The organism is Streptomyces sp. NPDC093094 (assembly GCF_044754345.1).
Taxonomy (GTDB): domain Bacteria; phylum Actinomycetota; class Actinomycetes; order Streptomycetales; family Streptomycetaceae; genus Streptomyces.
The window spans coordinates 41,440-49,176 of record NZ_JBIVOX010000011.1; the positions used below are offsets into that span (position 1 = coordinate 41,440).

The window sequence follows — 7,737 nt, forward strand, 5'->3', positions numbered from 1 at the left end:
GGGCGACGCCACCGGCAGATGACGCCACCGGGTGCCGACGTCTTCGGCGGACGATGCCACCGGCAGTCGGGCGCCGTCAGACGGACACCGGCAGGCGGGCGCCGACAGGCGGCGTCATCCACAAGCGGGAACAAAACGGAATCCGTGCTGTCCACAGGCCGGCCCACTGCCCGTTGCTTTTTGGCAGACTGGCGCGACAAGGCGCGGGAAGGCGGCGCAAGGAGAACCACGCAAGGAGTCCCGATGTCCATGGCAGGGAATCTGCGGAAGGTGACGAGCCTCGGCACGGTCAACGGCCTCCGCAGAGTGGCGCGACTGGCGCGACGCCGGCGCCGGGTCGACCTGAGCCACCCCGCCCGGTCGCCTCTGGGCTCCTCGGTCGTCAACTGCGTGGCCTACGAGGACGGCGCACGCCTCCCGGTCCACGGCGACCTGGCCGCCGCGGTGAGGCGGGTGCGCAAGAGCGGCGCGGGCTTCGTCTGGCTGGGGCTGCACGAGCCGACGGACCATGAGTTCGCCGGTGTGGCGGAGCTGTTCGATCTGCACCCGCTGGCCGTCGAGGACGCGATCGAGGCGCATCAGCGTCCGAAGGTCGAGCGGTACGGCGAGACGCTGTTCGCCGTGTTCAAGACCGTCTGCTACATCGAGCACGAGGAGTTGACGGCGACCAGCGAGGTGGTCGACACCGGCGAGATCATGGTCTTCGTCGGCCCCGACTTCGTCGTCACGGTGCGACACGGCCGGCACGGCTCGCTCGGCCCGATGCGCGAGGAACTGGAGTCCGACCCGGCACAGCTCGCCAAGGGGCCCTCCGCGGTGCTGCACGCGGTCGCGGACCATGTGGTGGACGACTACCTCAACGTCATCGAGTCGGTGCAACTGGACATCGACCAGGTGGAGACGGACGTCTTCGCGGAGAACGGCGCGCGGGCCGATCCCGGCCGCATCTACCAGCTCAAGCGTGAACTCCTGGAGCTGAAGCGGGCGGTGGTCCCGCTGGGCCGTCCGCTCCTCGACCTCGCCGACCGTCCGATGCGTGTCGTCGATCCGGAGATACAGGCATATTTCCGCGACGTCTCCGACCATCTCATACGGGCGACGGAACAGATCGCGTCGTTCGACGAACTGCTCAACTCGATCCTCCAGGCACATCTGGCACAGGTGACAGTGGCGCAGAACGAGGACATGCGGAAGATCACGGCGTGGGCCGCCATCATCGCCGTACCGACGATGGTGTGCGGGGTCTACGGCATGAACTTCGAGCACATGCCGGAGCTCCAGTGGCGCTACGGCTACGGCATGGTCCTCGGCGTCATAGCCGTGGCCTGCGTGGTGCTCTACCGCGGATTCCGGCGCAACGGCTGGCTCTGAGGCGCGACGCCCGAGGCGCTCCGCCCGGCGGCCGGGGCCGGGCGGAGCGCCTGGAGCGAAGCGCGGCGTGGACGAGGTCAGGACTGGGCGTAGACCCGCTCCGCCCACATCCCGATCTGGTCCTCCGGCAGGTGCCGGGCCAGATCGGCCTCGCTGATCATGCCGACGAGGCGCTTGTTCTCGATGACGGGCAGACGGCGGATCTGGTGGTCCTGCATCTCCCGCAGCACATCACCGATGTCGGCGCTGCTGTCGACCCAGCGGGGCGTGCCCTGGGCCATCTGACCGCAGGTGACCTTGGACGGGTCGTGTCCCATGGCCACACAGCCGACGACGATGTCGCGGTCGGTGAGGATGCCGCAGAGCCGATCGTTCTCGTCACCGATGGGCAGCGCTCCGACGTTGAGGTCACGCATCAGCTGCGCGGCGCGGTCGAGGGTCTCGTGGACAGGGATCCACTGTGCACCGCGGTGCATGATGTCTCCGGCGGTGGTCATGAAGGTACCTCCCGGTGCCGGACGGCCGGCGCGGCACGGGAAGCACCGCTGGTACCGGCGCCCTCAATTCTCGCCGCGGTACCGGGCCCCCGCACCCGCAGCGACGGCGACCGCCGCAGGCGCGCACGGGAACGGGGACGGCCCCGGGCCCGGGACGGCCCGCCGTCGGTCTCCCGCTGTCCCTCGTCCACCACCGTCAGCGCCGCTCACTGTCCGCCGCCAGCCGCCCGCCGTCAGCCGTCAGCCGTCAGCCGTCAGCCGCTCCACGCGGGATGGCGCGGATCGTCGGCGCGCACGACGACATCCGCGACGTCGGCCGGTCCGGTCTCGTCCGAGTAGCGCTCGAAAGCGGGCAGCGTCCAGCGGTCCGCTTCGGGAGTACGGCGATGCAGGGCGCCCGTGGAAAGAGGGAGGTGGACGGACAGATCGAAGGGGAACCAGTTCTTCAGCAGGAGCGGCCCGTGGAGCAACAGCAGCGATCCCGGAGGGAGTCGGACATAGGGACTGCGGGTGGCGCGGTCGGTGGCCGGGTCCCACAGGTCGGGCAGGACGCGTCCGTCGCCGCCGGGTTCGAGAGGTCCGAACACCTCGCGCCACAGGGCGCCGGTGTCGAACCAGCCCCCGTAGTACGCCTCCACGTCCTGGTGCCCGTACTCCAGACGGAGCGAGGCGGGGCGCAGGAACCCCTCCGTGCCCACGACCAGCGAGGAGCGTCCGCGGACACGCAGCGCCTCCGACACACGCTCGGCCAGCTCTCCGGGATGCGCGGCCGGAGCGCCGTCGAAGGCGACACGCGGCCAGGGGCTTCTGTCGGCCGGCTCCAGGTCGAGAAGGCGGTCCGCGAGGGCGTCGGCCAGCCGGTCCCAGGTGATCGCTTCGAGTCGCACACGGCCATGATGCCGCGCGCCCCGGACCGACCTCGGCGGCGGGTACGACAACGGCCGCGGGGACACGGACGGCAGAGCGGCACGGGGCGCGACGCGGGGGGACACGAAAGGAACACGAAGGGGATGAGGAGAGGAGCGGAATGGAGCGGAGGCGGTCACGGGCATGAAGCGGATATGGCAGTTCCCGCGGCTCATCCGCACCGGACCGGACTTGTCGTCGTCCAGCCCCTCAAGCGCAAGCGTTGCTGCGTGTGCCGCCGTGGGCCGCTGTCCCTGCTCACCCTGGAGGAGGGAGCGCCGCGCTGCCTGGACTGCGCGGATCTCGGTCACCTGGTGTTCCTGCCGCGCGGTGACACGGCGCTGACCCGAAGGGCGCGGGAGGAGAGCGGCCTGTCGGCGGTGGTGGTGCGCTTCAACCGGCGCAAGAGCCGGTACGAGCGGCAGGGGGTCCTGGTCGAGGAGGCGGCACTCGCCCGGGCCGAGGCCCGATGCCTGGCGGACGCGGAGGCGCGGCGGAGACGACGGGCCCGGGACGCGCACCGGCGGGCGGTGGAGGATGCGCGGTTCACGGAGGCGTTCGCCGCGGAGATACGGCGTCTGTTGCCGGGCTGCCCCCCGGACCGCGCCCGGCAGATCGCCGGGCATGCCTCGGCGCGCGGCAGCGGCCGGGTGGGGCGCAGCGCGGCCGGACGGGCGTTGTCCGAGGGGGCGGTGGTCTCGGCCGTCGTGGCGTCGGTGCGGCACATGGACACGGACTACGACCTGCTGCTGATGAACGGCGTGCCGCGGCACGAGGCACGCCGAAGGATCATGCCTGCGGTGGAGACGGTGCTGCGGGGCTGGCGGGAGGAGGGAACGGGCTCGGCCGGGTGAGGTCCGTCGCGCAGAGGGGGCTCCACGGCTGTGGACGCTCGCGTATGGGCGCGCGCCCTTCGGCCATGGCCGCCAAAGCCGCCCGGGCATTGACTGAGGGCGACGGCAGGAGGACCCGCCCGGCGCGGCCGGGACGCGGGAACGGGAACGACGCGGGAGCGGGAACGGGAACGGGGTGTGGGCATGATCGAGGGACCGTACTTCTGGCTGACGGTGGCGGGGGTGCTCGGGACGGGGCTGACGGCGGGGGCGTTCTGCGCGTTCTCGACGTTCGTGATGCGGGCACTGGCAGCACTGCCGTCCGCGCAGGGTGTGGCGGCGATGAACGCCATCAACAGGGCGGCGCCGAGACCGGCCTTCATGGTGGTGTTCCTGGGCGCGACGGTGCTGTGCGCGGTGCTGGCGGTCGTGACGTTCGTGGTGTGGCCGCGGGAGGGGAGGACGGAGCTGCTGCTGGGCAGCGCGCTGTACGTGTTCGGTTCGTTCGGGGTGACCGTCGCCGCGAACGTGCCGCGCAATGACGCGTTGCTCCGGCTGGAGCCGGGCAGTGCGGAGGCGGACGCGTACTGGCCGGCGTATGTGCGCGAGTGGACGCTGTGGAACCACATACGGACGGTCGCCTCGGCGGCGGCCGCAGTGCTCTTCGTGCTGGCCGTCGCCTGACCCGGACGCGGCCACGGGATCCGGCCCGGCGAGTCCACGGGATCCGGCCCAGCGAGTCCACGGGATCCGGCCCGGCAAATCCCCTGGGCCCGGCCTGCCGAGGTGACCGCCGCCCCCGCCGGAACGGCGGCGCCCGCTCCTCCGAGGACTGCCCGGCAAGCGCTGTCCAGCCCTCTGCGGACCGGGCGAAGGGGACGTATCGTTGCCGGAAGGGTGCCCTGTCGAACGGAGCACGGCCGGTCGTACGCGCAGGCAAGGATGACGGCCATGGCAGATCCCAAGGGGTTCATGACCACACCGCGCCAGGACTGGCCCCGGCGACCGGTGGAGGAACGGGTCCGGGACTGGGACGAGGTGTATGTCCCGGGGGCACTGCTGCCGATCATCAGCAAGCAGGCGGACCGGTGCATGGACTGCGGGATCCCGTTCTGCCACGACGCGTGTCCGCTGGGGAACCTGATCCCGGAGTGGAACGACCTGGTCTCCCGGGACGACTGGCGCGCGGCGGCGGACCGGCTGCACGCGACGAACAACTTCCCGGAGTTCACCGGACGGTTGTGTCCGGCCCCGTGCGAGGCGGGGTGTGTGCTGGCGATCAACCAGCCGGCGGTGACGATCAAGAACGTGGAGTGCGCGATCGCCGACCGGGTCTGGGAGGAGGGGTGGGCGCCGCCGAGGCCGCCGGACCGGCTGTCGGGGAAGACGGTCGCGGTGATCGGGTCGGGGCCGACCGGGCTCGCGGCGGCGCAGCAGCTGACCCGGGCCGGACACACGGTCGTGGTCTACGAGAAGGACGACCGGCTCGGCGGACTGCTGAGGTACGGCATTCCCGAGTTCAAGATGGAGAAGCGCCATCTGGAGCGGCGGCTGGGGCAGATGCGGGCCGAGGGGACACGGTTCCGGACCTCGACGGCGGCCGGACGGGACATGGGCGCGGACGAGCTGCGGGTGCGCTACGACGCGGTGGTCGTCGCCACCGGCGCGACCGCCTGGCGGGAACTGTCGTTGCCGGGGCGCGAGTTGGCGGGGATCCATCAGGCGATGGAGTATCTGCCGCTGGCCAACCGGGTGTGCGAGGGGGATCTGGAGAGTTCGCCGCTGTCGGCGGCGGGCCGGCACGTGGTGATCGTGGGCGGCGGCGACACGGGCGCGGACTGCCTGGGCACGGCGGTGCGGGAGGGCGCGGCGTCGGTGACGCAGCTGGACATCTACGCGCAGCCGGGCGAGTCGCGGGACGAGGACACCGAACCGTGGCCGACGTATCCGAAGGTCTACCGGCTGTCGGCGGCGCACGAGGAGGCGCGCGAGCTGCGGACGGCACCGGCGGCGGACGCGGACGCGAGGCTGTTCGCGGCGTCGACACTGCGGTTCACCGGGGACGCGGGCGGGCATGTGCGGGCGCTGCACCTGGTGGAGGTCGACGAGCGCCGCAGCCCGCTGCCGGGCACGGGGCGCACGCTGCCCGCGGACCTGGTGCTGCTCGCGCTCGGTTTCTCCGGGCCCGACCGGGCGGACGGGCTGGTGGACCAGCTGGGGGTCGCGCTGGAGCCGCGCGGGACGATCGCCCGGAACGCCGACTTCGCCACCAATGTGCCCGGGGTGTTCGCGGCGGGCGATGCCGCACGGGGGCAGTCGCTGGTCGTGTGGGCGATCGCCGAGGGCAGGGCGGTGGCCGCGGCGGTCGACCGCAGGCTGACGGGGAGTTCGCGGCTGCCGGCACCGGTGTCGCCGTTCGACCGGCCGATGTCGGTGTGAGGCGCGGCCGTCGGGAAGGATCTCGGGCGACCGGTTGTATGGTCCGTCGTCATGACGGATTCGTGGGTCAATGTGGCGGAACGGATCGGGGCCGATCTGCATCTGGAGCTGTCGGGACCGGGCGGGCGGCGGGCCGCGCTGATCCGGGCACTGCGCGAGGCCGTGCGCAGCGGCCGGCTGGCACCCGGCACCCTGCTGCCGCCGTACCGGTCGCTGGCGGCCGATCTCGGGATCGCCCGCAACACGGTGGCCGACGCCTACACGGAGCTGGTCGCGGAGGGCTGGCTGACGGCCAGGCAGGGGTCGGGCACCCGGGTGGCCGACCGGGCCGAGCCGGTACGCCGGGCCGTGCGGGCGCCCGGGAGGGCGCGGGCCCGCACGCGGGGTCCGCTGCACGATCTGCGGCAGGGGACACCGGACGCGTCGGAGTTCCCGCGCACGGCCTGGCTGGCCTCCTACCGCAGGGCTCTGCAGAAGGCGCCGAACGAGGTGTTCGGGCCGGGTGATCCCGCCGGGCGGATCGAGCTGCGCGAGGCGCTGGCCGAGTATCTGGCACGCGCGCGGGGCGTGCGCACCGAGCCGGGCCGGATCGTGGTCTGCTCGGGTTTCGCGCATGCGCTGCGGCTTCTGTTCGGGGGCGGTGTGCTGCGGGGTCCGCTGGGGGTGGAGGCGTACGGGCTGGGTTTCCACCGGGGGCTGCTGGCGGGCGCGGGGGTGCGCACGGTGCCGCTGCCGCTGGACGAGCACGGGGCCCGCGTCGATCTGCTGGAGCGTGAGCGTGCGGTGCTGCTCACTCCGGCGCATCAGTTCCCGACGGGCGGCCCGCTGCACGCGGCCCGGCGGTCCGCGGTCGTCGACTGGGCACGCGCGCGGGGAGGGGTGGTGCTGGAGGACGACTACGACGGCGAGTTCCGCTACGACCGCAAGCCGGTCGGCGCCGTGCAGGGTCTCGATCCGGAGCGGGTCGTCTATCTCGGTTCGGTGAGCAAGAGCCTGTCGCCGGCGCTGCGGCTGGGCTGGATGGTGCTGCCGGAGAGGCTGGTGGAGGAGGTGCTGGCGGTCAAGGGTGACAGGGAGGCGTGGGCGAGCGTGCCGGACCAGCTCGCGCTGGCCGATTTCCTCTCCTGCGGGTCGTACGACCGTCATGTGCGGCGTATGCGGCAGCGCTACCGCGGCCGCCGGGACCGGCTGGTGGCGGCGCTGGCCGCGCAGGCCCCGCACATCGAGGTGACGGGCGTGGCGGCCGGGCTGCACGCGGTCCTGAGGCTGCCGCCGGGGACCGAGCCGACCGCGGTGAAGGGGGCCGCCTGGCAGGGGGTCGCCCTGGACGGGCTGTCGGCGTTCCGCCATCCGGAGACGGACATGGTGTCCATGGACGGCCTGGTGGTGGGGTACGCGACGCCGCCCGAGCACGCCTACGAGGCGGCGCTGGAGGCGCTGTGCGGGGCGCTGCCCGCAGGCGAGCCGGCGGAGTAGTCCGTCCGGTAGGCGGGCGGAGGGTGCGTTCCGGGGGCCTGGGGCCGTCCCCGGGACGCCGGGAGCCAGGGAGTCGTGGAAAAGCCGTTGCGGGGGCGCCCGGGGGGGGGGCCCCCCCCCCGGGGTGGGGGGGGAAAAAAAAAAAAAAAGGGGGGTTCGAAGAACAAAAAACGGGGTCGCGCGGGGGGGTGGGGTCAGCCGGGATGGAGGCCCCC

At 72.7% G+C, this 7,737-nt stretch carries 7 protein-coding genes; 5 read left to right on the forward strand and 2 right to left on the reverse strand.

Going from position 1 to position 7,737, the window contains the following annotated elements:
* Nucleotides 1–243 precede the first annotated feature (243 nt).
* Entirely contained in the window at nucleotides 244–1,371 is a 1,128-nt protein-coding gene (locus ACIQGV_RS23830) for a magnesium and cobalt transport protein CorA (RefSeq protein WP_402497181.1), read from the forward strand.
* 77 nt (nucleotides 1,372–1,448) lie between these two features.
* On the opposite strand, the gene ACIQGV_RS23835 is transcribed toward ACIQGV_RS23830, so the two are convergent.
* A complete protein-coding gene (locus ACIQGV_RS23835) occupies nucleotides 1,449–1,868 on the reverse strand; it encodes a CBS domain-containing protein (RefSeq protein ID WP_402497182.1) in 420 nt (139 codons plus the stop codon).
* A gap of 254 nt (nucleotides 1,869–2,122) precedes the next feature.
* Entirely contained in the window at nucleotides 2,123–2,755 is a 633-nt protein-coding gene (locus tag ACIQGV_RS23840) for a uridine kinase (RefSeq protein ID WP_402497184.1), read from the reverse strand.
* Between the two features lie 174 nt (nucleotides 2,756–2,929).
* Between ACIQGV_RS23840 and ACIQGV_RS23845 the strand changes: the two genes are divergently transcribed.
* The 4 genes from ACIQGV_RS23845 (at nucleotide 2,930) to ACIQGV_RS23860 (ending at nucleotide 7,522) form a co-directional block, all read left to right on the forward strand.
* Nucleotides 2,930–3,628 carry a DUF2293 domain-containing protein gene (locus ACIQGV_RS23845; RefSeq protein ID WP_402497185.1) on the forward strand — a complete coding sequence of 233 codons (699 nt, stop codon included), beginning with the start codon at nucleotides 2,930–2,932 and terminating at the stop codon, nucleotides 3,626–3,628.
* Between the two features lie 183 nt (nucleotides 3,629–3,811).
* Complete coding sequence (locus ACIQGV_RS23850; protein ID WP_402497187.1) at nucleotides 3,812–4,291, forward strand: DUF1772 domain-containing protein; 480 nt, start codon at nucleotides 3,812–3,814, stop codon at nucleotides 4,289–4,291.
* A gap of 267 nt (nucleotides 4,292–4,558) precedes the next feature.
* Complete coding sequence (locus ACIQGV_RS23855) at nucleotides 4,559–6,046, forward strand: glutamate synthase subunit beta (protein ID WP_402497188.1); 1,488 nt, start codon at nucleotides 4,559–4,561, stop codon at nucleotides 6,044–6,046.
* A 51-nt stretch (nucleotides 6,047–6,097) separates the two neighbouring features.
* Nucleotides 6,098–7,522, forward strand: coding sequence for a PLP-dependent aminotransferase family protein (locus ACIQGV_RS23860; RefSeq protein WP_402497189.1), 1,425 nt, complete (start codon nucleotides 6,098–6,100; stop codon nucleotides 7,520–7,522).
* The last annotated feature ends 215 nt before the right edge of the window (nucleotides 7,523–7,737 follow it).

Bases quoted from the DNA above. Each gene is read 5' to 3' on its own strand.
- ACIQGV_RS23830 (WP_402497181.1), top strand. From the start codon at position 244: ATGTCCATGGCAGGGAATCTGCGGAAGGTGACGAGCCTCGGCACGGTC.
- ACIQGV_RS23860 (WP_402497189.1), top strand. From the start codon at position 6,098: ATGACGGATTCGTGGGTCAATGTGGCGGAACGGATCGGGGCCGATCTG.
- ACIQGV_RS23835 (WP_402497182.1), bottom strand. From the start codon at position 1,868: ATGACCACCGCCGGAGACATCATGCACCGCGGTGCACAGTGGATCCCT.
- ACIQGV_RS23855 (WP_402497188.1), top strand. From the start codon at position 4,559: ATGGCAGATCCCAAGGGGTTCATGACCACACCGCGCCAGGACTGGCCC.
- ACIQGV_RS23845 (WP_402497185.1), top strand. From the start codon at position 2,930: ATGGCAGTTCCCGCGGCTCATCCGCACCGGACCGGACTTGTCGTCGTC.
- ACIQGV_RS23850 (WP_402497187.1), top strand. From the start codon at position 3,812: ATGATCGAGGGACCGTACTTCTGGCTGACGGTGGCGGGGGTGCTCGGG.